The following is a 25,735-nucleotide window of genomic DNA, read 5'->3' on the forward strand; positions in this document are numbered from 1 at the left end:
CCATATGCTATTAGTACCATTACAATTAGGAGGAAGCCCAACCTTAATAACAATAGGTTTTGCAGTGCTTTTTTTCTTTATCATTATTATTTCTTTTATACGCAGGTATAAACGTTGCCCATCCGATAGAATTTTAGTTGTCTACGGTAAAGTAGGCTCTGGTAGTTCTGCAAAATGTGTGCACGGTGGTGCAGCTTTTATTTGGCCAGTAATTCAGGACTACGAGTTTTTAGATTTAACACCTATTTCTATAGAAGTTAATTTGGTAAATGCCCTGAGTAAGCAAAATATTAGGGTAAATGTACCATCAAGATTTACAATTGGTGTTTCTACAGAACCTGGAATTATGCAAAATGCTGCAGAGCGTTTGTTAGGATTAAATCAAGATAATATCCAAGATTTAGCTCAGGAGATAATTTTTGGTCAGTTACGTTTGGTAGTTGCTTCCATGGATATTGAAGAAATTAATTCGGATAGAGATAAGTTCTTGACCAATATATCTAAAAGTGTAGAGTCCGAGTTAAAGAAAGTAGGTTTAAAATTAATCAATGTAAATATAACCGATATTGTTGATGAGTCTGGTTATATAGAGGCGCTAGGTAAAGAAGCAGCAGCTCATGCTATAAATGCAGCTCGTAAATCGGTAGCAGAAAAAACAAGAGATGGTTCTATTGGGGAAGCAAATGCAGTACAGGATGAGAGAACACAAGTTGCGGCTGCTAATGCGCAAGCTGTAGAGGGAGAAAACCTAGCAAAAATTAATGTAGCAAATTCCGATTCTTTACGTAGACAAAGAGAAGCAGAAGCAGAAAGAACAGCAATTGCAGCAGAAAAAGTACAGTCTGCAAAAGCACTAGAAGAGTCTTATGCAGCAGAAAAAGATGCGGAAATAGCAAGGGCAGAAAGAGAAAGAAGTTCTCAAATGGCAGATATTGTAGTACCTGCGGAAATTGATAAAAGAAAAGTAGAGATTGATGCAGAAGCAGATGCCGAGAGAATACGTAGAAGAGCAAAAGGAGAGGCAGATGCTATTCTTTTTAAAGCCCAAGCAGAAGCAAAAGGTCTGTATGAAGTATTAACTAAACAAGCAGCCGGTTTAGATGAGATTGTAAAAGCTGCTGGCGATAATCCTAAGGATGCTGTTTTATTATTAGTTGCCGATAAATTACCAGAATTAGTAAAAACACAGGCAGAAGCAATTAAGAATATTAAGATTGATAAAGTTACGGTTTGGGATTCTGGGGCTAAAACGGCAGATGGTAAAGGTTCTACAGCGAATTTTATTTCAGGAATGTATAAGTCTGTACCGCCATTACAAGAAATGTTTAATATGGCAGGAATGCAATTGCCAGAATACTTAAAGGGAAAAGATGTTGTAGACGTAGAAAATAATCCAGAAGAAATAAAAGAAGATAATAAAGAAAAGTAATTTTTTTCTTATTTTTTAACGAGAAAGACCTGTTATAGGTATAAGTATAATGGGTCTTTCTTTTTTTTGAAATTCCTTTCTTGGGATATGAACCTTAAATAGATTATTTTTGGTTAGTATTATAAAAACGTCTAAAGGTATGAGTAAAGTGAGACATGATTGGACTAAGGAAGAGATTTTAGAAATTTATAACAGACCTTTAATGGAGCTGTTGTATGATGCTGCAACAATACACCGTAAGCAACATAACCCTAATGAAATTCAAGTTTCAACCTTACTTTCTATAAAAACAGGAGGTTGTTCAGAAGATTGTGGGTATTGTCCGCAAGCTGCTAGATACCATACCGATATTGATGGAAACGATTTAATGTCTGTTTCACAAGTAAAGGCGCAAGCATTACGTGCAAAATCGTCTGGAAGCTCAAGAGTTTGTATGGGTGCCGCATGGCGTAATGTTAAAGACGGCCCAGAATTTGACCAAGTCTTAGAAATGGTACGTACTATTAATAAACTAGATATGGAAGTTTGCTGTACTTTAGGTATGGTAACAGAAAATCAAGCAAAACGTTTGTCAGAAGCAGGTTTATATGCTTACAATCATAATTTAGATACTTCAGAAGATTACTATAAAGATGTAATATCCACACGTGCTTTTGAAGATAGAATAGATACTATAGAGAATGTTCGTAAAACCAACGTTACAGTTTGTAGTGGTGGTATTATAGGAATGGGAGAAAAATTAGAAGATAGAGCAGGAATGTTAGTAGCGCTTTCTTCTTTAAATCCGCAACCAGAATCTACTCCTATTAATGCTTTAGTGCCTGTAGAGGGCACACCAATGGAAGATATTAAGCCTATAGAAATCTGGGAAATGATTAGAATGGTAGCAACAACTAGAATTGTTTTGCCAGAAACTCAGGTAAGGCTTTCGGCTGGAAGAACTGAAATGAGTAGAGAAGGGCAAGCAATGTGTTTCTTTGCAGGAGCAAATTCTATTTTTGCAGGAGATAAGTTATTAACTACTCCAAACCCAGATGTAAATGAAGATATGGAAATGTTTAAAACATTAGGTTTAAATCCACAAAAGCCATTTAAAAAATCTACACAGCCGCAAACGGTAGAAGCAGAAGATTCTAAACTAAATTCTTTAGGAGAGAAGCCAAAGTGGACTAGACCAGATCATAAGATAGAACGTAACGAAGCTGCTAAGGCAAAAGCAAAGGCTTAATTAAATAAGTTCTTTAAGTTTTTCGTAGACTAAATGGCTTTCCCATCCGCGGTAAAGTAAATAATCTGCAAGTTTCTTTTTTCTTTTTTGAATGTTGGTTTCTCTTATTTGAGATAATCTTTTTTTGGCTAAAATATCTAGGGTTTCTAAATAAATAGGTTCTTCAATTTCTTTTAAAGCAATAGTTATATTGTATTTAGAGATTTGTCTTAATTTAAGTTCTCTTACGATTCTGATTTTACCCCACTTTTTAATATTAAACTTTCCTCTAGCAAAACTTTTGGCAAAACGTTCTTCGTTTAAAAAATTATCGTCAAGTAAGTTTCCAACAATTTGGTCAATAGCTTCAGGAATCATTCGCATCTCCTTTAACTTATCTGTAACTTCTTTATGAGATCGGTCTTGATAGGCACAATAACTTTCAAGCTTTTTTTTAGCCTCCTGTACTGAGTAAAACTTAGAGTTGTTGTTCATGTTTTGTGGAGTAGAAAAATTCAATAAACTGTAAAATTGGCACTATATTGTTAATTGCCCTTAAAGGTAGAATTTTTAAATGTAAGTTATGTTGAAGGTAGATTTTAAAAAATGTTATAGTTTTTTAATTGTCATAGTTGTTTTATTACTTAACGTAAATATACAAGCTCAAACTTTTGAACGAATTGAGGGAGTATCTGGTTTTGAACTTTTAAACAAAAATAGTGGTGTAGCTGTAGCGGATTACGATGGAGATTTAGATTTAGATATTTTTGTGGTTGCTAATGATGCAGATGAAGAGGGGAAACCCAATACGCTTAGTAGGCTATATAGGAATAATAATGACGGTAGTTTTACAGATGTTACTGCAGAAGCTGGATTTAGGGATTTACTATCACTAGAAGATGTTGGAAGAACTTTTTTTGGTTTAAGAGGGTATAAATTCGGGGCTTCTTGGGGAGATTATGATAATGACGGTTTTCCTGATTTGTTTTTTACGCATTTAAAGAAAATACAGCTTTTTAGAAACCAAGGGGATGGCACTTTTTTGGATGTTACTAATGATGCTAGTTTGCCGGTAAATAATGATTGTAATAACACCGGGGCAACATGGGTAGATTACAATAATGATGGTTTTTTAGATTTATTTGTTTCAGACTGGAAAGGTAGTTGCGGAGGAAATTCACTCTATAAAAATAATGGAGATGGCACTTTTACGGACGCCTCAGAGGAGTCCGGAATTAGAAGTTTACCAAACTTAGAAAGTTTTACCATGTTTCCATACGATTTTAATTCTGATGGCTGGTTAGACTTCTACATTTGTAATGATCTAGACAACGCAAATAGACTATTCATTAATAATGAAGGAGTTAATTTTTCGGAACAGGCGAATAGCTATGGATTAGATAGTATGCTTGATAATATGGGAATCACTATTGGAGATATAGAGAATGATGGCGATTTCGATTTTTTTACTACAGGAATTAATGAGAACGATTTATTGGTAAATCAAGGTTCTAATAGCTTTTCTGAAATGGCAGATGCCTTTAACGTAAAAAATACAGACTGGGCATGGGGAACTAAGTTTGCAGATTTTGATTTGGATGGGGATGAAGATTTAGTTATCGTAAACGGATTTATGAATGTAGGTAATCAACCTAATTATTATTTTAAAAACCTTTTCAAAGAAAATGGAAATAGTTTTCAAAATATCTCTGAAGAATTAGGTCTAAATGAAGAAAGTATTAGTGTTGAGGTTGTAGATTTTGACTATGATTTTGATGGGGATTTGGACTTGTTTATCACCAATACCGATAGGGGTCCTTTTTTTTATGAGAATAAAATAATAAATCAAAATGAAGGTAATTTAAACTGGCTTCAAGTAAAACTTGAAGGAACAACATCTAATAAAGATGCCTTAGGAACAAAACTAATAGTAGATACTGATGAAGGTAGAATAATTAGGTATTATAATGGTGTTGGTTTTTTATCACAGAGTTTAAAACCAGTACATTTTGGATTAAATCAAAGTAATTTAATTAGTGAGTTAACAATTGAGTGGCCTTCTGGTTTAATTGAAAAACATCAAAATATTAGTGCTAATAGTTTTATACAAGTTACAGAGGGGCAAGGTTTTCAAGTGTTAAATATTACACCAAGTGTAAAAGTATCAGGCTGTACAGACCCCAATGCTTGTAATTATAACCCCATGGCTGTTACTAGCGATGGTAACTGTGAGTACTATGCCTCAGGTAATACTGTAGATGGTGCGACAAATTCTGGATTTAATAAAGTTGAGGTATACACATTTAGTTCTGATGTAAATGTTAAGGCCAACTGGCAGGTAGAAGGAGGAGAAATTTTAGATGGTCAAGGGTCTAATGCAATACTTGTAAAATGGGCTTTAGGAGCCGAAGGTAGGGTAGAGGCAATAGAAATTACAGACAGTTGCATTAGCGAACCTAGAGAGCTAAATGTAACACTGTCTATTGGTAATATTCCTGAAAATGTTTCAATAGCAAGAATATGGAATGAGGCGCTATTAGAGGCAATTCGTAACGATTATGCTAGACCTACAGTGCATGCCAGGAACTTGTTTCATACGTCCATTGCATTGTATGATTGTTGGGCTATTTATGATGAAATTGCAAGACCCTATTTAATTGGTAATACAGTTGGCGAATTTAGTAGCTCCTTGGAAGAATTTACTCCTTCAGAAGACACAAAAGAATCTCAGGAAAAAGCAATGAGTTATGCTGCCTATCGTGTGTTAAGACACCGATTTATAAATTCTCCTAGTAGTGAAGAAAGTTTAGCGCTTTTTGATTATGTCATGGAAGAATTAGGTTTTGATGTAGGTGATGTTACTACGGAATATACATCTGGAAATGCTATTGCTCTTGGAAATTATGTGGCTGAAGTAATTATTAATTATGGGAATACAGATGAATCACGAGAGGGAACCGCATATGATAATGCGTTTTACGAACCTGTAAATGAGCCGCTAGAATTAAGCGTTTCTGAAGAGAACAGTAATTTGGTAGATGCTAATCGTTGGCAGCCTCTAACTTTTAATACATTTATAGATCAAAGTGGAAATATAATTGAAGGAGATACCCCAGAATTTTTAAGTCCAGAATGGGGAAAAGTAGCTCCCTTTGCCTTATCAAATGAAGATAAAACTATTTTTAGAAGAGGAGCTGATGATTATACAGTATATCATGATCCTGGTGCTCCTCCTTTATTAGATATAGAAAATGGGAATTCCTCAAGTGATTTATATAAATGGAATTTCTCGTTAGTTTCTATTTGGAGTGCTCATTTAGATCCCACCGATGGGGTTTTATGGGATATTTCTCCAAAAAATATTGGTAATATAGATATTGCTTCATTTCCAAATTCGTTTGATGAATACCCTAATTTTTATAAAGAAATTGAAGGGGGAGATATAAGTGTGGGGCGAAGCGTAAACCCCAAAACCGGTGAAGCATACGCTTCGCAAATGGTGCCTAGAGCAGATTATGCAAGGGTATTGGCCGAATTTTGGGCAGACGGTCCTGATTCTGAAACTCCTCCAGGACATTGGTTCACAATACTTAATTATGTTAGTGATCATGAGCGGCTTCAGCGTAAATTTAACGGTGAAGGAGAAGAGTTAGCACCTTTAGAGTGGGATGTAAAATCGTATTTTATACTAGCTGGTGCAATGCATGACGCAGCTATAACTGCTTGGGGGATAAAAGGTTGGTATGACTATATACGTCCAATTTCAGCTATTAGATATATGAGTGCCTTAGGGCAAAGTAGTGATCAAAGTCTATCTAATTATCATGTAGGCGGAATACCTTTAAAAGAAGGGTATGTTGAAGTTGTTAATGAAGGCGATGCACTAAGTGGTATTAACAATGAAAATGTTGGAGAAATTAAACTATTTGCATGGCGAGGACATAAGTTTATTAATAACCCTAGTACAGATGTAGCTGGTGTGGGGTGGATTTTAGCAAAAGATTGGTTTCCCTACCAACGACCATCATTTGTTACTCCACCATTTGCGGGATATTTGTCCGGTCATTCAACATATTCTAGAGCTGCAGCTGAGGTATTGACTTTAATCACAGGAGATGAATATTTTCCTGGAGGACTTGGAGAATTTGTGGCTAAAAAAGATGAGTTTTTAGTTTTTGAAAAAGGACCTTCAATTGATGTGGTGTTACAATGGGCAACATATAGAGATGCTTCTAATCAAACTAGTTTATCTAGAATTTGGGGTGGAATTCACCCTCCTGCGGATGATATTTTAGGAAGACAAATTGGAGCAAAAGTTGGTGTAGATGCCTATAATTTTGCAGTTCCATATTTTTCAGGAGCCAAAGTTATTGCTCCTACAGAAACAGAAAGATATATTTTATATCCTAATCCTGTAGAAAATGACGAGATTAATGTTGCGAATACTAAAGACTTAGATGATTTTAAGTTGTTTAATATGATTGGTCGAAATATTAAAATAATAGGTAAAAACTTTGATGCGTCTTCTAACATTACAACAATAGTATTGCCAAGACTCCCTACTGGTATATATATATTAAAGGTGAATAAAGAGGCTTTTTTAGTTGCGCAGAAAAATCAACTTTAGGGCACAAAAAAAGCGACTTTCTTTAAAAAAGAAAGTCGCTTATACTTTTAATATACGGTTTTACCGTCTTTATTTTTAAAACGGTACTCTAAATACGTATACGCATCTCGAGGTTGTATTTTAATCCATCTTTTGTGTTCTAAAAACCACTTAGAACGTATAGATGGGAAACCTTGTGTAAGGTATGCTGCTATAAAAGGATGTATATTTAGTGTTATACTATTATTTTTTGCAGGGCCTTTTAAAAGTTTCTCTAATGCAAAGTTTATTTTGTCTATTAAAACAATAGGAGCTTCCACTTGTTTACCAGATTGGTTAGGGTCTTCTTCCGTTGTTTTAATATTCATTTCTGGGCGTACCCTTTGTCTAGTAATTTGAATAAGTCCAAATTTACTTGGTGGCAAAATTTTATGTTTTGCACGATCATCTTTCATTTCGTCTCTAAGATGGTCAAAAAGTTTTTTTCGATGTGGTGCTTTAACCATATCAATAAAATCTACCACAATAATGCCTCCCATATCTCGCAAGCGTAATTGTCTTGCAATTTCTGAAGCTGCTAAAAGATTTACTTCTAAAGCTGTATCTTCTTGATTTTTAGCTTTATTAGATCTATTACCACTATTAACATCTACGACGTGTAGTGCCTCTGTATGTTCTATAATTAAATAGGCTCCTTTACTCATAGAAGCAGTTCGACCAAAAGAGGTTTTTATTTGCCTTTCAATGCCGTACTTTTCAAAAATAGGTACACTAGATGCGTGTTGTTTTACAATAGATTCTTTAGCAGGTGCAATTTCTTGAACGTAATCTTTAATTTGTTCATAGAGCACCTCGTCATCAACATGAATACCTGTAAAGGAATCGTTGAATATGTCTCTAAGTATAGAAGAAGCTCTAGTAAGTTCTACTAATACTTTGGATGGTGTTGGTGCTTTATATAATTTTTTACACATTGCTGACCATTTGTTCAGCAAGTTTTCTAAATCTTTGTCTAATTCTGCTACTTTTTTGCCTTCGGCAACTGTACGGATAATTACTCCAAATCCTTTAGGTTTAATACTGCGTACTAACCTTTTAAGTCTGTCTTTTTCCTCTGAACTCGCAATTTTCTGTGATACAGATACACGATCAGAGAAAGGTACCATTACTAAATAACGTCCAGCAATTGATAATTCTGAACTTATTCTTGGCCCTTTAGTGGATATGGGTTCCTTTACAATTTGTACTAATATTGATTGGTTGGCTTTAATAACATCTGTTATAACACCATTTTTGTCAATATCTTTTTCGGTTGGAAAATTTTTAAGGGAATAATCTTGAAGTTTCCCGGTACTTACTTGTTTTGTGAATTTAAGCATAGAAGCTAACTGCGGTCCAAGGTCATGATAATGCAAAAAAGCATCTTTTTCATAGCCTACATTTACAAACGCAGCATTAAGACCTGTAACGGGTTTTCTTATTTTGGCAATAAAAATATCGCCAACAGAAAAATCATTATTGTCTTCTTCTTTGTGTAATTCTGTAAGTTTTCCATCCTTAAGTAAAGCAAAGTCAACGGAATCAGAACTTGATCTTACGATTAATTCTCTATTCACCTGAATTTATTTAAGGTTAATCTGTAATATACAGATTAATAGTTTATATAATACCATAAACAGGTTATATGTAACCCGCCGAAATCATCTGATTTCTATGTCAATGAACGTATTTAAAAAGAAAAAGTAGTTTTTAAAACTACTTTTTCTTGTGTCTGTTAGCTCTCCTACGCTTTTTGCGCTTGTGAGTAGCTACCTTATGTCTTTTTCTTTTCTTACCGCTCGGCATAAAATTCTACTTTTAGGTTATTTTTCTATTTAACTTGTACATTACTCTTAACACCTTCTACAAAAACCTTTGCAGGTTTAAATGCAGGGATATTATGAGCAGGTATTTTTATTGTTGTGTTTTTAGATATATTTCTTCCAGTTTTTTCAGCTCTAGTTTTAATAATAAAACTTCCAAAACCTCTTAAGTAAACATTATCTCCACTTTCTAAAGAAGTCTTTACTTCTTCCATAAAAGATTCAACTGTTGCCTGTACATCTCCTTTTTCAATTCCCAGTTTATCTGAGATTTTCGATACAATTTCCGCTTTCGTCATCTTGAATTTTAGATTTTCTGTATGTTTTTTCGGGATGCAAATATATAAATTAAATTGAATCTTTCACCCTAAAGAACTAATTTTAAGTATTTAAACTACTACTTTTATATTTAACTCTAATTGAACATGTTGTTTTCGCATAAAATTTTGCACTGGTATGCCCAAAATAAAAGGACTTTACCATGGCGTACTACAAGAAATCCATATAACATTTGGTTGTCCGAAGTTATCTTACAACAAACAAAAGTAGCACAAGGAACTCCATATTATTTAAAATTTACAGATACTTTTCCTACAATACAGGATTTGGCAAGTGCGCCACAAGAAAAAGTTTTAAAACTTTGGCAAGGTTTAGGCTATTATTCTAGAGCAAGAAATTTACATGAAGCAGCTAAATTTATTGTTTCTAATTTGGATGGAAAATTTCCAGAGAGCTATAAAGAATTAATTAAATTAAAAGGGATAGGAGATTATACTGCAAGTGCAATTGCATCCATTTGTTTTAATGCTCAAGAAGCTGTTGTAGACGGTAACGTTTATAGAGTTCTTTCTAGATATTTTGGTGTAGATATTCCTATTAATAGTACAGAGGGAGTTAAATATTTTAAAAAATTAGCTGTAGAGTTGTTAGATAAAGAAAATACCAGAGACTATAATCAAGGAATTATGGAATTTGGAGCTATACAGTGTACTCCTAAAAATCCAGATTGTATTTCTTGCCCTTTAAAAAATAGTTGTGTTGCTTTGGAAAAAAACATGGTAAGTGGTTTGCCTATTAAAATAAAAAAGACCAAAATAAAAAAACGATATTTTAATTATATTATTCCTATCATTAAAGATAGTTTCACAGTACTTAATCAAAGAACAGGAAAAGGTATTTGGCAAGGTTTGTGGCAATTTCCATTAATAGAGCTAGCAAAAGAAGCTAGTTTAAATGAAGTAGAAAAGGAAGCAACTGCCCTATTAAATATTAATGCATCTTTACATGTTTATAAAGATGTTGCAATAGTTCATAAATTATCTCACCAACATTTATATACAAAATTTTGGATTCTAGAAACAACTCAGGAAATAGATAATATGGTTAAAATAGAAGAATTAGAAAAATATCCTGTACCAGTTTTAATCGCAGATTTTATTAAAACCTATAAATTTTAGTACTTTTGATTATTAGATAAAAATTATGAGCGGAACATTAAATAAAGTAATGCTAATTGGGCATTTGGGAGACGAAGTAAAAATGCACTATTTTGAAGGAGGAAATAGTATAGGACGTTTTCCTATTGCAACAAACGAAACATATACAAATAAGCAAACTGGAGAAAAAGTTACAAATACAGATTGGCACAATGTTGTTGTTCGTAATAAAGCTGCAGAAATATGCGAAAAGTATTTAAGTAAAGGAGATAAGGTATATGTAGAAGGCCGTTTAAAAAACCGTCAATGGCAAGGAGAAGATGGTAATACTAGATATACTACGGAAGTTCATGTACAAGATTTTACTTTTTTATCTACTAAGAAAGAAAGTATGGCAAATGCTAAGAGCCAACCACAGCAACAAGCTGCGCAACCCTCTAAGCCAACGCCACAACAACCAGCACAGTCTGCTGCTCCCCAAGAAGACGATGATTTACCATTTTAAACTCTAAATAGTAACTATTGGACCCTGACCCCCTTAGTTTAGTATTAAATTTTGTTATAATGGATAGTGCTTTTGCTATTAAAGTAGCTATTCTTATACTTTTATTAGTTTGTTCTGCCCTTATTTCTGGAGCAGAAGTAGCTTTTTTTGGCCTTTCACAAACAGATGTAAAGGATATTGAAGAAGAAAAAACAAACAAGGGTAGTTTAGTTGTAAAACTACTTAGTAGGCCAAAAAAATTACTAGCTACCATACTAATAGCCAATAATGCTATAAATATTGGAATAGTTTTATTGTTTAATGTTCTTGGCGATAATTTATTTGCAAATATTACAACGGTAATTTTTGGAATTGTTTCTGTTCGTTTTTTATTAGAAGTAGTAGTAGCTACTTTTTTAATTTTAATGTTCGGGGAAATTTTACCAAAGGTGTATGCTAATAGGAATAAAATAAGTTTCTCAGAATTCATGGTGTATCCTTTAAAGGTTTTAGATGTACTATTTTCTCCTTTAAGTTTGCCAATGCGTTATGGTACTATATTTTTATACAATAAACTTGGCAAAGAAAAATCTAGTTTAAGCGTAGATCATTTATCTCAAGCATTAGAGCTTACATCAGACGGAGATACAACAAAAGAAGAGCAAAAAATTTTAGAAGGGATAGTATCTTTTGGTAATACAGATACGAAACAAGTTATGTGCCCAAGGATAGATATTTTTGCTTTAGATGAGAAAATGAAATTTCTAGAGGTTTTAGAAGAAATTAAAACACATGGGTATTCTAGGATTCCAGTTTTTTCGGAAAATATGGATAATGTTTTGGGAGTATTATATGTAAAAGATTTATTGCCATATTTAGACCGTAAAACTTTTAATTGGTTGTCCTTAATGCGAGATCCTTTTTTTGTTCCTGAAAATAAAAAATTAGACGATTTGTTATTGGAATTTCAAGAAAAGAAAAATCATCTAGCAGTTGTGGTAGATGAGTATGGAGGAACGTCTGGTATAGTTACATTAGAAGATATAATAGAAGAAATTGTTGGGGATATTAGTGATGAATTTGATGATGAAGATTTAATTTATTCTAAGTTAGATGCTTATAATTATGTTTTTGATGGTAAAACAGCTTTAAAAGATTTTTATAGAGTTATAAAACTTGAAGATGAAGATTTCTTTGAACAAGAAAAAGGAGAATCGGAAACTATAGCAGGTTTTGTTTTAGAAATAGCAGGTAATTTTCCTAAAAAAGGAGAGCTAGTAAAATTTAAGGACTATAAATTTGTTGTAGAAAGTTTAGATAAAAAGAGATTAAAACAAATAAAAGTAACCCTACCGCATGATTCTTAAATATAGCTTTAGCGTATTAATAGTACTAATTTGTTTGGTAAGCTGTCAAGAAAAAGAACCTCTGCCTAAGCCTAAAGCGCAATTGCGTTTGGAATATGTTTTAGGTAATGATAAAAAGGTGGAGACTAGTAATTTTGAATTTCTTTATAATGATAATGCTTTAATAGATAAAAAGGAAGATAATTCTTTTGTGATTTCTTATCCTGATATGAAAGGGGCAATTTTTATTAGCTATAAAAAAGTAGATAATAATTTAAGTAAATTAATTACTGATGCAGAAAGACTTAGTTATGAGCATGCCGTAAAGGCAGATGGTATTCATCCGCAAGTATTTAGTAATCCAGAAAAAAAGGTACATGGTGTTTTGTTTGAGGTTGTTGGTAATGCAGCATCGCAGTCTCAATTTTTTGCTACAGATAGTACAAATCACTTTTTAACAGGCTCTTTGTATTTTTATACCAAACCAAATTATGATTCTATTTATCCTGCTGCAGCTTATTTAAAGGAGGATATAGGAAAAATAATGGAGAGCCTAAAATGGAAAGATTAAAGCTCTTATTTTTTAAGCAAGGTCTCTGCATTAGCAATACTAGTATTTATTAAATTTGCAACTTCTTTAACGCTCTCTTCTTCTTCATTTAATAAATTTTGTTTTTCGGCACTTAATTCTTTTCCATTAAGAATCTCATCAGAATCAAATTTAGAACCAAAACCTTGCATCCAATCCATCATAGATTTGTTTGCATTTTGTAAATCCTTCATCGCTTTTTCATACTTCATTCCACTTTCAGTAGAGTCTATCAAAGGCTTTAAAGTACTAACTAATTTCCCTATCTCTCCCATTTTTGGCATTACTTCATCATGAATGGCCATTACTTGCTGCATTTGTGTAGGGCCTGTAGGGGCTTTTTTTTCTTCTTTACAAGAAGTATACGTTAAGGTGATAATAGCGGTTAATAATAAAAGATGTTTTTTCATGGTCTTACTTTTTTATTTCAACATTTTTAATGGTGTACACATAGTCTTTAACCTTAGTATTAGTTATGGTTTTTAAAATTGTTTCTGAGGATACCTTATTGGGATTAAAAACCACCTCTCCTTTAGCTTTTTCATAGCTAATAGTAGCTTCTTCTATACCATCAATTTGTAATAGGTTAGTTTGTATTTTATTTGCACAGCCTTCTTGGCACGCCATTCCTTCAATTAGAATAATAGCGGTATTATTTGTAGTGGCGACTATTGTTTTATCGGAACTAGAAATCGACTTTTTTGAGCTATTGCAACTAATAAATGCAATGAAAAGAAGTAACGTAAGTGCTTTTATTTTCATTTCAATTTTTTTATAAAGATACAAACTAACCTATGTGTTGTAGGTAGCTAATTTGTAGTTACCTTCCTTTTTCTAAATTTTTCTAGAATAAAAATAAAGATTAAACTGATTCCAAATAAAGGAAAGAGAGCAGCAAGAAGTACTATAACCCCGATAATTCCATAACCAATATTAAACTTTTTAGGTACTTTAGGAATACTCCAACTGCCTTTTCTTTTACGTTTTATATAGGAAATAATTGCCGAAATACTTGCTGTACATAAAGCAAATGCAGTAAATATCATTAACCACCAGTTCCAAGCACCAAATTGTCCTTGATGAAAAGCCATAACCCACATTCTTCCTCGCATTAAAATACCAACATCTTCCCAATTAGCTTGGTGTATAATAGTACCGCTATACTGGTCAAAATAGATTTTTTTCTGCGCAGATAAATTAGAATAAAACTCATTAGAAACAGTATATGTTCCATTTGGCCCTTTTGGTAGTTCAATAGATACTTTACCTTTTAATTGTAGTGCTTTTGCTTTATTCACCATAGTATCTAGGCTAAGTGTTTCTCCAGTAATGTTGGATCTAAAATGATGACCTTGCCATGTTGCAGGATACCCAGTATTAGTTACTTTTTGCATCCATTTAAAATTAGCACCAAAAACATCAGTCCATGGAAAACCACCAGCTAAAGTAAGTAGTAAAAGCCCAGATATCCAGAAGCTAAAAATTACATGTAAATCTCTAAAGAGAATTTGCTTCCCTTGGTTAATTCTAGGAATAAAAAAACCTTTTAAGCTCCAACGTCTAGAAGGCCACCAAACATAAAGACCACTAATAATTAGAACAACCATCCAACTGGCAATAAGTTCTACAATTTTAGTGCCCCATGTACCTAATAGAAGTTCTCCATGTAGTTTTCTTATTTTAAACATTAAAGTAGTTGCGGGTATAATTTCCCCAGAAACAGTAGCGTTGTATGGATTTATATAAAGCGATTTTTTTCCTCCAAATTTACCAGAAACAAATTCGGTTGCTTGGTTTTCCTGAGTTGGGATTACCATTGCGTTAGGCTTTTTAATTGCGTTTTTATTTGCAATTTCTAATTGTTTTTCAAAAGATATTGGAGTGCCTTGTATTTGTACTTCTGTAATATGTTTTTGTTTTGGAGTTTCATAATCTGCTTTTAGTAAATACAAGAAACCTGTTATAGCTAAAAGGGTTACAAAAGGAGCAGAAATTAATCCTGCAATTACATGCCACTTCCAAAGCCATTTATTTAATAAATCATTTTTTTTCATTTCTTTAATTTTAAAAAATGGGTTGTTAAAATCAGCATCCAATAGATAAATTAAAAAGAGTATTTTATTCCGCCATGGAAAGCTCTTGGGTTTCCAATGATATAACTGTTCTCACTTCTAAATCTATTGTAAGAAGCTCTAACGGAATATAAATCATCAAAGATGTTTAGTGCATGCGCCCAGATTTCAAAGTTTTTGTAGTTATACGTTGCTTTTAGGTTTATGATGTTGTGGCCATCATAGGTAGCAGTACTAAAAGTTCCGTCTTGATTATCAATTTGACCTTTAAAACTAGTATTGTATTTGCCAACTAATTCATGTTCGGCAGCTATTTTAAAGTTTTTAAAGTAGGAGGGTTTGTAGGTTATTGTAGACATGCCTAATAGTTTTGGAGCAGTCTCCATTGGAGTGTTAGAATAATCTGTTCCCCTTTCAAAAAAGCTAATGTATTTATGATTGGCATAACTACCATTATGGCTTAATGCAATTTCTTTTGTGGCATAAAATGTTATTCCATATTCTATTCCTGTAGAACGTGTTTTTCCTGCATTTGCATTGTAGAAAAGGTCGTTGGGGTCCCTAAGTGTTATCAATGTATTTTTCCCTTCTAATAAATACAAAGCAGCATCTAACTTCCATTTTTTGTTTTTAAAATAACCACCAATTTCATAGTTGTTATAGTCACTTGGTTTTAAATCAAAAATTTCTCCTCCAATATCTACAAGGCTGTTTCTGTATAAATCAGATGTTTGGGGCGGAGTAAATCCATTAGAATAGTTTGCGTAAATACCCCCAGTGTTAGAAAAGTTAAAGTTTGCACCTAATTTAGGGGAAATGTTATTGTATTCCGATTTTGTATCCTGAGCTCCAGCTTGCCCGTCTATACGGTTATCATAATCATAAACAAATTTATCATAACGTAGGGCAGCAGTAATTTTTAAAGCTTGGATAGGTGAAATTTCAAATTGAAAATAACCTGCATAGTTTAAAATATCTGCCTCGTAGTTTAAAATATAATCATTAGAATTTTTGGAGTAACTAAGGTTTTGTCCGGTAGTAGGGTCAACCGTAATACTTATGTTTTCGGCTACATAGTCTTGAGGAGATAAATCTGCAAATCCTCCCACAATTAATGAAGAATTAAGAAAATTAAAATCGACTTTATGTTGTACTAAACCAACATAGCTAACAAATTGATTGGAGTTAGTTTCTCCAGAACCTTGCCCAGTTAACTGCCCATTATTCCTAAACTGACGAACTCTATAAGACGGTATTTGGTCCATTCTATTGTCCCTGTAAATAAAGTTGAATGATGTTTTGTTGTTATCATTCCAATACTTATCTAAAGTGCTTCTGTATCTAAAAGCTAGAGCTACTCTTTCTGTAAAAGTTTGATCACTTTCATAATTACCACCTAGATAGTCAGATTCACTTAATGAACCTGTCATATCTGTTCTAAAATCAACAAGAGTTATAGCATTAGTCCATTTTAGAGATTCAGAAAAATCATTAATAGTTTTAAAAGTAACAGCAAATTTTTCATAGTCACTATGTTCAATTGGGCCATTTTCCCTAAATATATAGTGTGTTCCAAGATAGAAGCCAAAATTTTTGGAGTTATGGTTAGCTATTTCTGCTTCGTATTTTTTAACACCCATATCATTGGCTTGGAAGCCAATACAGCCATGTAATCCAGATTTAGGGTTTTTGGTTAAGAAGTTAAAACTACCGCCAATAGATTCGCTTCCGTATATACTTGATGCTGGTCCTTTTAAAACTTCAACCCTTTCAAAAGAAGTGTTATTCATTTCTAATAGGGCGTTATGATTAAACACTGCTGTTGGTCTAATAGGTAAACCATCTTCTACATATAAGAATAATGACTTAGTAGATATAGGAGAACGTACGGACATAAAGTGAACTTCATTACTAGAAGCCTTAGAGGTAGCCATAAAAACGCCAGGTACCTGATTAACAATTTGCTCAATGCCAAATGGTTTGGTTTCTTTAATATTTTGAGCACTAATTACAGATATGGCTGCTGGAACTTCTTTTCGTTTTTGTTGTTCTCTACTTGCGGATATAACAACCTCTTCTAGAGATTCTTCTGCTATTTGTAATTGTATGGTATTGAATTCAGAATTTAGAGTTGTAGTTGCATCTGAGTACCCAATATAACTAACAGTAACCTTAGAATTCGTTTTTAATAAAATAGAAAACTCTCCTTTTTTATTTGTTGTAGTTCCTTTTTTTGTTTCCGAAATTATTGTTGCTCCGTGTAGAGCTTCGTTATTTTCTCCTAATACTTTTCCTTTATATGTGTTTTGAGCAAATGTAATTGTGCTGATTGCTAATGCAAACAACAGTATGCTAATTTTTTTCATTTATAATAATGTTATAGTTTAAGTAAAAGCTTTTTCTTTTTCTTAAAAATTATTTTGATAATAAAAATGTAAAACCTTAAATGTAATTATTGATGGTTGGGATATATTAGCTTAAATAAATAGGAGGTTTTAGTGTGTCTTTATGGAAGAGAAAGTGGTAATCTTTCGTATATTTTTTTTGGATGTTTGAAAATAAGTTCTTTTTGTATAGCAAATCAAGTTTTATTAAATAAACAAAACCTATTGGGTATTCTTCTAAAGATACTTTTGGGATATTAGTTTTTTTGTTTTCTTCCTGCGCTTTTAATTGCTGCATTAAATAACATTTTCCTTGGCAATTAAGTTCTGTTCTTTCTTTATTGATGCAAAGAACCTCTGCTATATAATCTTTATTAGAAATATATTCTAATAAAGGCAGGATAGGCCTTGTCATAGCAAGTAAATAAAGTAATACAAGAAAATACGAAAAATAAAGTTTCAATATTAAATCTTAAGAATTTAAGTTTTGTAAAAGTAGGACACAATTATCGATAAAAAAAATAGGTTTTTAGAGTAAGTAATATTAAAAAATGAGCCAAATTTGTAAGAAATATTTTTGAGTGAATATTATTAAAAAGAAATGGATTTATCTGGCATTATTATCCTTTATATGGGGTTCTTCTTTTATTTTGATAAAAAAGAGTTTAGTAGGGTTTAGTTCTCTTCAAGTAGGTGGGTTACGAATTATTTTTGCCTCTCTATTTTTATTTATATTTGGAATAAAAAGTTTAAAAAACTTAAGTTTTAGAGATTGGAAATGGATTTCTATAGCTGGGTTTTTAAGTTCTTTTTTTCCGCCTTTCTTTTTTGCTATAGCGCAAACAGAAATTGATAGTGGAATAACATCTATTCTGAATTCTATAGTACCATTAGCAACTACTTTGGTAGGGGTTTGGTTATTTGGTTTAGCTATGAATAAAAGACAAATTTTAGGTGTGTTTATTGGTCTTTTAGGAACAATAGCTTTAATAGCTATTGGTATGGAGTTTAGCCCTAATCAAAATTATTGGTATTCTATTTTTGTGTTTTTATCTGCACTAGGGTATGCTTTTAATATTAATATTATAAAAAAGCATTTAGCACACTTAACACCATTACAAGTTACTACGGCTAGTTTTGGAGTGGTAATTACACCAGCTCTTATAATGCTATTTTATGCGGGTATTTTTCAGATTAATTTTAACCAAGTTGAGGTTCAAAAAGCACTAGGGTATACATTTGTTTTGGGTGTATTGGGAACGGCGGTGGCTAATATATTTTTTAATAAATTAATACACATTTCTAGCCCAGTTTTTGCTGCCTCAGTAACTTATATTATTCCACTAGTAGCTATTGTTTGGGGAGTTTTAGATGGGGAAAAAATAAATTTATATCAAATACTGGGAGGGTTAATAATTCTTTTTGGAGTATGGTTAGTTAATAAAAAGAAGAAAGCTTAAAAAGAACTAGCTAAATTTAATGTAAAAAAGCGCTAAAAACCTTGTAAATTATATATTTAGCAGTATATTTGCACCCGCCTATTTAAAAAATAAATAGGTTTTAATATTAAATTAATACACGCTATGTACGCAATTGTAGAGATGGCAGGGCAGCAATTTAAAGTTGCAAAAGACCAAAAAGTGTATGTTCACCGTTTACAAACGGAAGAAGGAAAAAAGGTAACTTTTGACAATGTACTTCTTTTAGATGACGGTAAGAACGTAACTATTGGCGCCCCAGCTATAGACGGAGCCGCTGTTGAGGCTAAAGTCATTAAGCACCTTAGAGGTGATAAAGTAATCGTTTTTCATAAGAAAAGACGTAAAGGTTACAGAAAAAAGAATGGTCACCGCCAGTCTTTAACTGAGATTGTAATTGAGAGTATTGTTGCTAAAGGTGCTAAAAAGGCAAAAGCAGCAGAACCAAAAAAGGCAGCTCCTAAAAAAGAGGCAGCTCCAAAAGTAGAAGCAAAGAAAGCAGCTCCTAAAAAAGCAGCAGGAAAAGCGGATGATTTAAAAAAGATTGAAGGTATTGGTCCAAAAATAGCCGAAACTTTAATCGCTGCAGGAATTGCAACTTTTGCTGATTTAGCAAAAACAAAAGCAGAGAAAATTTCTGAAGTTATTGCAGATGTTCGTGGAAATCACGTAACAGATACTTGGCCAGCTCAAGCTAAATTAGCAGCTGACGGCAAATGGGACGAGTTGAAAAAATGGCAAGACGAATTAGATGGTGGGAAACCAGCATAAGTATAAACAATATAAAACCGTAACAAAATGGCACATAAAAAAGGTGTAGGTAGTTCTAAAAACGGTAGAGAGTCAGAATCGAAACGTTTAGGTGTAAAGATTTTTGGCGGGCAAGCAGCAATTGCCGGAAACATTATCGTAAGACAAAGAGGAACAGTACATAACCCAGGTGAAAATGTTTACTTAGGTAAAGACCATACATTACACGCTCGTGTAGATGGTATTGTAAAGTTTCAGAAAAAAGTAGGTGGAAAATCATATGTTTCTATTGAGCCTTTTGAGGCTTAAAAAACCTAATAATATTTTTAAAATCCTCTTCAATTTTATTGTTGAGGATTTTTTTGTTTTTAAATTTAATTTATAATATAAAAGCTTGATCTATTACGTAAATGAAGTAGAGTAAGCTACCTCGGGGTAAGCCCAAGAGGCATTTCTTTGGAAACTAATTTTTATTTCGAGGCAAGCCTCGGAGCATTTATATCTCGATTATCGAGTAAACTTTCACCTTAAATTTTATTCTGTCATTGCTTAACCTATTGGTTTATATTTCTAAAATTGTTAGAGAAATATATGCAAAGAAAAAGCCCCTACCAAAATGGTAAGGGCTTTTGTGTCATAAAATTTACATGCTTTAGTATCTGTAATATTCTGGCTTAAAAGGGCCTTTTACAGTAACACCAATATATTCTGCTTGGTCTTCTCTAAGTTCCGTAAGCTCAACACCAATTTTTGCCAAATGTAGTTTGGCTACTTTTTCATCTAAATGCTTTGGAAGCATATAAACTTCATTTTTATAAGCATCTCTGTTTGTCCAAAGCTCCAATTGTGCTAAGGTTTGGTTTGTAAATGAGTTGCTCATTACAAAACTAGGGTGTCCTGTAGCGCAACCAAGGTTTACTAATCTACCTTCAGCAAGTAAAATAATATCATTACCGGCGATAGTATATTTATCCACTTGAGGTTTAATTTCTACTTTGGTATTTCCGTAGTTTTTATTTAACCAAGCCATATCAATCTCATTATCAAAATGACCAATATTACAAACTACAGTTTTATCTTTCATGGCTTCAAAATGCTTCCCTTGAACTATGTCTTTATTTCCGGTAGTAGTAATAATAATATCAGCGTTACCAACAACAGTTTCTAATCGTTTTACTTCAAAACCATCCATTGCGGCTTGTAAAGCACATATTGGGTCAATTTCTGTTACTGTTACAATTGCTCCAGCTCCTTTGAATGAAGCAGCAGAACCTTTACCAACATCTCCATAGCCACAAACAACTACGCGTTTACCTGCAAGCATAAGGTCTGTAGCACGTCTTATGGCATCTACAGCACTTTCACGGCAACCATATTTATTGTCGAATTTAGATTTGGTAACAGAATCGTTAATGTTAATAGCTGGCATAGGTAATGTGCCATTTTTCATTCTTTCATATAAACGGTGAACACCAGTAGTGGTTTCTTCGCTTAAACCATTAATCCCAGCAGCAAGTTCTGGAAATTGGTCTAAAACCATATTAGTTAAATCACCACCATCATCTAAAATAAGATTTAAAGGTTTTTTATCCTCTCCAAAAAATAAAGTTTGTTCTATACACCATTCAAACTCTTCTTCAGTCATACCTTTCCAAGCATATACTGGAATACCAGCTGCTGCTATTGCCGCTGCCGCTTGATCTTGAGTAGAAAAAATATTACAAGAACTCCAAGTTACATCTGCTCCTAAAGCAACTAAAGTTTCAATAAGTACTGCAGTTTGTATGGTCATATGTAAGCAACCAGCAATTCTTGCTCCTTTTAAAGGTTGTTTGTCCTTGTATTCCTCACGAAGAGCCATTAAACCAGGCATTTCTGCTTCTGCAAGATTAATTTCTTTTCTACCCCAATCAGCTAGGGAAATATCTTTTACCTTATAAGGCACATAAGAAGTAGTTTTGGTGCTCATATTGTTTTTTATTTTTACTTTCGTTATTAGGCTTAATAATAGACCTTTTTGCCAAGCGCAAATGTACAAATAACTTAAATAAAAGGATGCCACTTTATAAGACATTAGAGATAAATACATCTACTATAGTATATATTTGGAAAATTAACGAAACGGAGGAAGAGCTTTCTAAAAATATTAATCTATCTAAATATAGTTCGGATAGACTTGTTAGAATGAAGTCTGAATTGCATAGAAAAGGTTTTTTGAGTATAAGACATTTAATGGCCCTGGCTGGTTATGAAGATGCGGATATGTATTACGATGAAATTGGAAAACCTCATTTAAAGGATGGAAAAAAAATATCTATAACGCATTCTAACCATTTTACGGGCATTATTATAAGTACGAAAACTGCGGTTGGTATTGATATTGAAAAACAACGCGAAAAAATATTAAGAATAGCCCATAAATTTACACCAATAAAGGAATATAGAACTATAGCAAATACATCGGCATTAATTAGAAAACTTACTATTGTTTGGGGTTGTAAAGAATCTTTGTATAAAATTTATGAACAAGAAGGGCTTAGTTTTTTAAAAGATATTATTGTAAATGATTTTGATATGACAGATGGAAAAACTACAGGCGAAATTATTTATAATAGGCAACATACCTATTATAAAATAAACTTCTTAGAGTTTGAAAATTTTACTTGCGTTTATGCTATAAAAGAATAATTTTTTTAAATACAGTTATGAATATATCTATTGAATTAACTTTTTCACCCTTACAGGACGATTTTGAAAAACACATAATTAATTTTATTAAAAAAATAAGAAGTTCCGGTTTAACTGTATTAGAAAACCCTTTGAGTACACAAGTATATGGAGATTACGATAAAGTAATGAAAGTTCTTTTTGTAGATATAAAAGAGGCATTTGAAATGATGGACAAAGGGTTATTGTTTATGAAAATAGTGAAAACAGACCGTAGTGAATATGAACCTCATTTTTGATTGGATTTTTGCCCAATACCAAGGTACCCCAACCTATTTAATAGTATTAGAATTTGTTGGTGTTTTTTTCGGATTTTTAAGTGTATGGTATTCTAAAAAAGAAAATATATTAGTTTTTCCAACAGGGATTATAAGTACTGCCATTTTTGTATATATTTTACTAGTTTTTGGTCTTTTAGGAGATATGCTAATTAATGCTTTTTATTTTATAATGAGTATTTATGGTTGGTATTTTTGGACAAGAAAAATAGATAAGGATACGTATACACCTATAACTAAAATGACAAACTTAGATAAGAAGTACAGCATAATTATGTTTATTGGTACAATCTTATTTGTAAGTTTAGTGTATTTTGTATTTAATAAATTTGATAGTTGGACGGCATATGTAGATAGTTTTACTACAGCAATATTTTTTGTAGGAATGTGGTTAATGGCTAAGAAAAAATTAGCTAATTGGGTTTTTTGGATCATTGGAGATGTTATTTCAGTACCATTGTATTTATATAAAGGATTAGTTTTTACTGCAATACAATATTTATTATTTACTATAATTGCTGTTTATGGATATAAAGCATGGAAGAAAAGTATAGACAAGAACCTTCAGATATTATAAAAGTAGTTTTGTTTGGACCAGAATCAACAGGGAAAACAACACTATCAGAACAATTAGCTATACATTATAATACGGTATGGGTGTCAGAATACGCTAGAGAGTATTTGCAGGACAAATGGAATAATGAAGGAAAAACTTGCGAACCTTCAGATTTACTTCCTATTGCAGAAGGGCAAATGAAATTAGAAAATAGCCTAACAAAAAAAGCAACTAAAGTTTTAATTTGTGATACAGACTTATTAGAGACAAAAGTGTATTCCGAGGCATATTATATAGGGCACTGTGACACAATTTTGGAGAAATACGCTCTTGAAAATTCATATGATTTATATTTATTAACATATATAGATATTCCTTGGGAAAAAGATGACCTTAGAGATAAACCAAATGAAAGAAAAAAAATGTTTTTATATTTTAAAGAAACTCTAGAAAAATATAACAAGAATTTTATTACCTTAAAAGGGGATAAAAAAGAACGCCTTACAACCGCAATTAATCACATAGATAAATTATTAAAAAAATGATGCAACTAACTGATAATGATAAAGTTCAATTAGAAAAAAAAGGGATATCAGCAGAAAAAGTTAGAAACCAAATAGAAACTTTTTCGGAAGGAATACCTTTTGTTAATTTAGAAAAAGCGGCTATTGTTGGAGAAGGAATTTATAAATTCTCTAGCAATGATGAAAAAACGTTAATTAAATACTACAATTCTTTTCCAGAAAATCTTTCTATATTAAAATTTGTTCCTGCATCTGGTGCTGCATCAAGAATGTTTAAAGCGCTTTTTAATTTTTTAGATTCTTATAACTATAAAGAAGAAACCTTTAAAGAATATCTAACCAGAACTAATGATAAAAGTATGGAGGCTTTTGTAAATAAGATTGAAGCTTTTCCGTTTTATAATAAAGTAAAAGAATTAATTGCTGGTAAAACATCAAATGAAAATGAAGTAATTTTCTTATTTGTAAAACAATTACTTTCTGAAGAAGGATTAAACTATGGTTTTTTTCCTAAAGGACTTCTTCCATTTCATGATTATATAAAATATACCGCTACTCCTTTTGAAGAGCATTTATTAGAAAGTGCAGTTTATGCTAAATCTGGAGCAAAGGCAAACCTACACTTTACTATTTCTGAGCAACATAAAGAAATGTTTTTAAAGGAATATACTGCTATAAAGGATAGGGTAGTTAAGAAAACAGGTATGGAATATAATATATCATATTCTTTCCAAAAAAGTGCTACAGATACTATTGCAGTAGATATGGATAATAAGCCATTTAGAAATTCTGATGGGTCTATATTATTTAGACCTGGAGGGCACGGAGCTTTAATAGAAAATTTAAATGAACAAGATGCAGATGTAATTTTCATAAAAAATATAGATAATGTTGTAGTTCCTGAAAATATGGAAACACTTGCAAACAGTAAAAAGATACTAGCTGGAGTTTTACTTCAAGTACAGCAAAAAGCATTTAAGTTTATAGAATTTTTAGAAAACAGTACTGCATCTGAGGAAGAATTACAAAAAATTAAAAAATTTTTAGAAGAAAGGCTAAATGTAAGATTTATAGAGAATTTTAATTCCTATACTGTTCAAGAAAAAATAAGTGTTTTAAAAGATAAATTAAATAGACCTATACGTGTTTGCGGAATGGTAAAAAATGAAGGGGAACCTGGAGGAGGACCATTCTGGGTTAAGGATTCTTCAGGAAGAACATCTTTGCAAATAATAGAATCTGCACAAATAGATATGTCTATAGAAAGCCAAGCAGCAATAGTAAAGAATGCAACACACTTTAATCCAGTAGATTTAGTGTGCGGAGTTAAAAATTATAAAGGTGAAAAATATAATTTATTAAATTTTGTAGATATTAAGCAAGGCTTTATTACAGGAAAAACAAAAGAAGGTAGAGAATTAAAAGCATTAGAGCTGCCTGGCTTGTGGAATGGGGCAATGGCATTCTGGAATACTATATTTGTTGAGGTTCCACTAGAAACCTTTAACCCTGTAAAAACGGTAAATGATCTTTTAAAACCATCGCATCAGGTATAGAAATTACTACTTAAAAAAGAAAAAGCTGCATTTGCAGCTTTTTTTTTGTGCAAAAATGTGACTTTTTAAAAACACCTGTGTCTTACTATATGTAAGGCAAATAACAATAACCTTTTTTAAATACAAAAAAAATGATTTCTACAGTTTTTGCAATAGTTGGATGTGTAACTTTTATCGTTTCTCTTTGTGTAATTGCAGCAATTTGTTGGGAAAAAGATTAAGGGTAATAAATAAAATAAATAAAAATGAAACATTTTATGACATCTATAATTTTAGGAATAATTACTATTCTAGTTTGGTTGTTTGCTAGTACAGAATTGCATTCTGTAGAGAATAATAAAAAAAATATAAAAAAAGTTGTTGTGGAGAACAATAAAGATATACAAAGAGTCCTTTTTAGAAACACTAACCATGAGCTATAAGGATATGATCAATTAAATTTAATTTTTAA

Annotated in this window: 25 protein-coding genes; 16 read left to right on the plus strand and 9 right to left on the minus strand. The window is 32.1% G+C overall.

What is annotated here, in order from left to right:
• Positions 1-4: 4 nt before the first annotated feature.
• Both CLV91_RS05610 and bioB read left to right on the plus strand, forming a co-directional pair.
• Positions 5-1,429: a flotillin family protein gene (locus CLV91_RS05610; protein ID WP_121064803.1), complete on the plus strand. Its 1,425-nt coding sequence runs from the start codon at positions 5-7 to the stop codon at positions 1,427-1,429.
• Positions 1,430-1,568: 139 nt separating this feature from the next.
• Positions 1,569-2,657: a biotin synthase BioB gene (gene bioB / locus CLV91_RS05615; protein WP_121064805.1), complete on the plus strand. Its 1,089-nt coding sequence runs from the start codon at positions 1,569-1,571 to the stop codon at positions 2,655-2,657.
• On the opposite strand, the gene CLV91_RS05620 is transcribed toward bioB, so the two are convergent.
• Positions 2,658-3,131, minus strand: a complete 474-nt coding sequence (locus CLV91_RS05620; RefSeq protein WP_121064808.1) for a regulatory protein RecX — start codon at positions 3,129-3,131, stop codon at positions 2,658-2,660.
• Positions 3,132-3,219: 88 nt separating this feature from the next.
• Between CLV91_RS05620 and CLV91_RS05625 the strand changes: the two genes are divergently transcribed.
• On the plus strand, positions 3,220-7,263 hold the full coding sequence (locus CLV91_RS05625; protein WP_121064810.1) for an FG-GAP-like repeat-containing protein: 4,044 nt from the start codon (positions 3,220-3,222) through the stop codon (positions 7,261-7,263).
• A gap of 47 nt (positions 7,264-7,310) precedes the next feature.
• Here CLV91_RS05625 and CLV91_RS05630 read toward each other — a convergent pair whose 3' ends face one another.
• A complete protein-coding gene (locus CLV91_RS05630) occupies positions 7,311-8,858 on the minus strand; it encodes an Rne/Rng family ribonuclease (protein ID WP_121064812.1) in 1,548 nt (515 codons plus the stop codon).
• Positions 8,859-9,112: 254 nt separating this feature from the next.
• Positions 9,113-9,403 (minus strand): HU family DNA-binding protein, encoded by a 291-nt coding sequence (locus CLV91_RS05635; RefSeq protein ID WP_013306152.1) that lies wholly within the window; start codon positions 9,401-9,403, stop codon positions 9,113-9,115.
• Positions 9,404-9,529: 126 nt separating this feature from the next.
• Between CLV91_RS05635 and mutY the strand changes: the two genes are divergently transcribed.
• From mutY to gldD, 4 genes are read left to right on the plus strand one after another with little or no spacing between them, the layout of a single operon-like run.
• Positions 9,530-10,561: an A/G-specific adenine glycosylase gene (gene mutY, locus CLV91_RS05640; protein WP_121064814.1), complete on the plus strand. Its 1,032-nt coding sequence runs from the start codon at positions 9,530-9,532 to the stop codon at positions 10,559-10,561.
• 25 nt (positions 10,562-10,586) lie between these two features.
• Positions 10,587-11,045 carry a single-stranded DNA-binding protein gene (locus tag CLV91_RS05645; RefSeq protein ID WP_121064815.1) on the plus strand — a complete coding sequence of 153 codons (459 nt, stop codon included), beginning with the start codon at positions 10,587-10,589 and terminating at the stop codon, positions 11,043-11,045.
• A 17-nt stretch (positions 11,046-11,062) separates the two neighbouring features.
• Positions 11,063-12,391: a gliding motility-associated protein GldE gene (locus CLV91_RS05650; protein WP_121064817.1), complete on the plus strand. Its 1,329-nt coding sequence runs from the start codon at positions 11,063-11,065 to the stop codon at positions 12,389-12,391.
• A complete protein-coding gene (gldD, locus tag CLV91_RS05655) occupies positions 12,381-12,941 on the plus strand; it encodes a gliding motility lipoprotein GldD (RefSeq protein WP_211333190.1) in 561 nt (186 codons plus the stop codon). Before CLV91_RS05650 ends, gldD begins: the two co-directional genes overlap by 11 nt.
• Positions 12,942-12,946: 5 nt before the next feature.
• Here gldD and CLV91_RS05660 read toward each other — a convergent pair whose 3' ends face one another.
• From CLV91_RS05660 to CLV91_RS05680, 5 genes are all read right to left on the minus strand, one after another.
• Positions 12,947-13,369 carry a BAR domain-containing protein gene (locus CLV91_RS05660; protein WP_121064819.1) on the minus strand — a complete coding sequence of 141 codons (423 nt, stop codon included), beginning with the start codon at positions 13,367-13,369 and terminating at the stop codon, positions 12,947-12,949.
• 4 nt (positions 13,370-13,373) lie between these two features.
• A complete protein-coding gene (locus CLV91_RS05665) occupies positions 13,374-13,721 on the minus strand; it encodes a heavy-metal-associated domain-containing protein (RefSeq protein WP_121064821.1) in 348 nt (115 codons plus the stop codon).
• Positions 13,722-13,768: 47 nt separating this feature from the next.
• Positions 13,769-15,013 carry a PepSY-associated TM helix domain-containing protein gene (locus CLV91_RS05670; protein ID WP_121065766.1) on the minus strand — a complete coding sequence of 415 codons (1,245 nt, stop codon included), beginning with the start codon at positions 15,011-15,013 and terminating at the stop codon, positions 13,769-13,771.
• A 50-nt stretch (positions 15,014-15,063) separates the two neighbouring features.
• Positions 15,064-17,397 carry a TonB-dependent receptor gene (locus CLV91_RS05675; protein ID WP_121064823.1) on the minus strand — a complete coding sequence of 778 codons (2,334 nt, stop codon included), beginning with the start codon at positions 17,395-17,397 and terminating at the stop codon, positions 15,064-15,066.
• A 106-nt stretch (positions 17,398-17,503) separates the two neighbouring features.
• The gene (locus tag CLV91_RS05680; protein WP_121064825.1) at positions 17,504-17,830 is read right to left on the minus strand and encodes a hypothetical protein; all 327 of its coding nucleotides are present in this window, start codon (positions 17,828-17,830) and stop codon (positions 17,504-17,506) included.
• A 166-nt stretch (positions 17,831-17,996) separates the two neighbouring features.
• Here CLV91_RS05680 and CLV91_RS05685 point away from each other — a divergent pair, with 166 nt between their 5' ends.
• The 3 genes from CLV91_RS05685 to rpmA all read left to right on the plus strand — a co-directional run bounded on the left by CLV91_RS05685 (position 17,997) and on the right by rpmA (position 19,952).
• Complete coding sequence (locus CLV91_RS05685) at positions 17,997-18,875, plus strand: DMT family transporter (protein WP_121064827.1); 879 nt, start codon at positions 17,997-17,999, stop codon at positions 18,873-18,875.
• A gap of 123 nt (positions 18,876-18,998) precedes the next feature.
• Positions 18,999-19,664, plus strand: coding sequence for a 50S ribosomal protein L21 (gene rplU / locus CLV91_RS05690; RefSeq protein ID WP_121064829.1), 666 nt, complete (start codon positions 18,999-19,001; stop codon positions 19,662-19,664).
• Positions 19,665-19,691: 27 nt separating this feature from the next.
• Positions 19,692-19,952 (plus strand): 50S ribosomal protein L27, encoded by a 261-nt coding sequence (rpmA, locus tag CLV91_RS05695; RefSeq protein WP_121064831.1) that lies wholly within the window; start codon positions 19,692-19,694, stop codon positions 19,950-19,952.
• A 343-nt stretch (positions 19,953-20,295) separates the two neighbouring features.
• On the opposite strand, the gene ahcY is transcribed toward rpmA, so the two are convergent.
• Positions 20,296-21,612, minus strand: coding sequence for an adenosylhomocysteinase (gene ahcY / locus CLV91_RS05700; RefSeq protein ID WP_121064833.1), 1,317 nt, complete (start codon positions 21,610-21,612; stop codon positions 20,296-20,298).
• Positions 21,613-21,698: 86 nt separating this feature from the next.
• Here ahcY and CLV91_RS05705 point away from each other — a divergent pair, with 86 nt between their 5' ends.
• From CLV91_RS05705 to CLV91_RS16805, 6 genes are all read left to right on the plus strand, one after another.
• The gene (locus tag CLV91_RS05705) at positions 21,699-22,331 is read left to right on the plus strand and encodes a 4'-phosphopantetheinyl transferase family protein (protein ID WP_121064835.1); all 633 of its coding nucleotides are present in this window, start codon (positions 21,699-21,701) and stop codon (positions 22,329-22,331) included.
• 17 nt (positions 22,332-22,348) lie between these two features.
• Positions 22,349-22,609, plus strand: coding sequence for a hypothetical protein (locus tag CLV91_RS05710; RefSeq protein WP_121065769.1), 261 nt, complete (start codon positions 22,349-22,351; stop codon positions 22,607-22,609).
• The gene (pnuC, locus tag CLV91_RS05715; protein ID WP_121064837.1) at positions 22,593-23,225 is read left to right on the plus strand and encodes a nicotinamide riboside transporter PnuC; all 633 of its coding nucleotides are present in this window, start codon (positions 22,593-22,595) and stop codon (positions 23,223-23,225) included. The genes CLV91_RS05710 and pnuC overlap by 17 nt, the downstream gene beginning before the upstream one ends.
• Entirely contained in the window at positions 23,186-23,749 is a 564-nt protein-coding gene (locus tag CLV91_RS05720; protein WP_121064839.1) for an AAA family ATPase, read from the plus strand. The genes pnuC and CLV91_RS05720 overlap by 40 nt, the downstream gene beginning before the upstream one ends.
• Complete coding sequence (locus tag CLV91_RS05725) at positions 23,746-25,284, plus strand: DUF4301 family protein (RefSeq protein ID WP_121064841.1); 1,539 nt, start codon at positions 23,746-23,748, stop codon at positions 25,282-25,284. The genes CLV91_RS05720 and CLV91_RS05725 overlap by 4 nt, the downstream gene beginning before the upstream one ends.
• A gap of 245 nt (positions 25,285-25,529) precedes the next feature.
• Complete coding sequence (locus tag CLV91_RS16805; RefSeq protein WP_170146703.1) at positions 25,530-25,706, plus strand: hypothetical protein; 177 nt, start codon at positions 25,530-25,532, stop codon at positions 25,704-25,706.
• Positions 25,707-25,735 lie beyond the last annotated feature (29 nt).

This window comes from Maribacter vaceletii, from assembly GCF_003634105.1.
GTDB lineage: Bacteria > Bacteroidota > Bacteroidia > Flavobacteriales > Flavobacteriaceae > Maribacter_B > Maribacter_B vaceletii.

Coding starts and splice junctions, on each gene's coding strand:
- CLV91_RS05610 (WP_121064803.1), top strand. CDS start 5: ATGCTATTAGTACCATTACAATTAGGAGGAAGCCCAACCTTAATAACA.
- bioB (WP_121064805.1), top strand. CDS start 1,569: ATGAGTAAAGTGAGACATGATTGGACTAAGGAAGAGATTTTAGAAATT.
- CLV91_RS05620 (WP_121064808.1), bottom strand. CDS start 3,131: ATGAACAACAACTCTAAGTTTTACTCAGTACAGGAGGCTAAAAAAAAG.
- CLV91_RS05625 (WP_121064810.1), top strand. CDS start 3,220: ATGTTGAAGGTAGATTTTAAAAAATGTTATAGTTTTTTAATTGTCATA.
- CLV91_RS05635 (WP_013306152.1), bottom strand. CDS start 9,403: ATGACGAAAGCGGAAATTGTATCGAAAATCTCAGATAAACTGGGAATT.
- mutY (WP_121064814.1), top strand. CDS start 9,530: ATGTTGTTTTCGCATAAAATTTTGCACTGGTATGCCCAAAATAAAAGG.
- CLV91_RS05645 (WP_121064815.1), top strand. CDS start 10,587: ATGAGCGGAACATTAAATAAAGTAATGCTAATTGGGCATTTGGGAGAC.
- gldD (WP_211333190.1), top strand. CDS start 12,381: ATGATTCTTAAATATAGCTTTAGCGTATTAATAGTACTAATTTGTTTG.
- CLV91_RS05660 (WP_121064819.1), bottom strand. CDS start 13,369: ATGAAAAAACATCTTTTATTATTAACCGCTATTATCACCTTAACGTAT.
- CLV91_RS05665 (WP_121064821.1), bottom strand. CDS start 13,721: ATGAAAATAAAAGCACTTACGTTACTTCTTTTCATTGCATTTATTAGT.
- CLV91_RS05670 (WP_121065766.1), bottom strand. CDS start 15,013: ATGAAAAAAAATGATTTATTAAATAAATGGCTTTGGAAGTGGCATGTA.
- CLV91_RS05675 (WP_121064823.1), bottom strand. CDS start 17,397: ATGAAAAAAATTAGCATACTGTTGTTTGCATTAGCAATCAGCACAATT.
- CLV91_RS05680 (WP_121064825.1), bottom strand. CDS start 17,830: ATGACAAGGCCTATCCTGCCTTTATTAGAATATATTTCTAATAAAGAT.
- rplU (WP_121064829.1), top strand. CDS start 18,999: ATGTACGCAATTGTAGAGATGGCAGGGCAGCAATTTAAAGTTGCAAAA.
- rpmA (WP_121064831.1), top strand. CDS start 19,692: ATGGCACATAAAAAAGGTGTAGGTAGTTCTAAAAACGGTAGAGAGTCA.
- ahcY (WP_121064833.1), bottom strand. CDS start 21,612: ATGAGCACCAAAACTACTTCTTATGTGCCTTATAAGGTAAAAGATATT.
- CLV91_RS05705 (WP_121064835.1), top strand. CDS start 21,699: ATGCCACTTTATAAGACATTAGAGATAAATACATCTACTATAGTATAT.
- CLV91_RS05710 (WP_121065769.1), top strand. CDS start 22,349: ATGAATATATCTATTGAATTAACTTTTTCACCCTTACAGGACGATTTT.
- pnuC (WP_121064837.1), top strand. CDS start 22,593: ATGAACCTCATTTTTGATTGGATTTTTGCCCAATACCAAGGTACCCCA.
- CLV91_RS05720 (WP_121064839.1), top strand. CDS start 23,186: ATGGAAGAAAAGTATAGACAAGAACCTTCAGATATTATAAAAGTAGTT.
- CLV91_RS05725 (WP_121064841.1), top strand. CDS start 23,746: ATGATGCAACTAACTGATAATGATAAAGTTCAATTAGAAAAAAAAGGG.
- CLV91_RS16805 (WP_170146703.1), top strand. CDS start 25,530: ATGAAACATTTTATGACATCTATAATTTTAGGAATAATTACTATTCTA.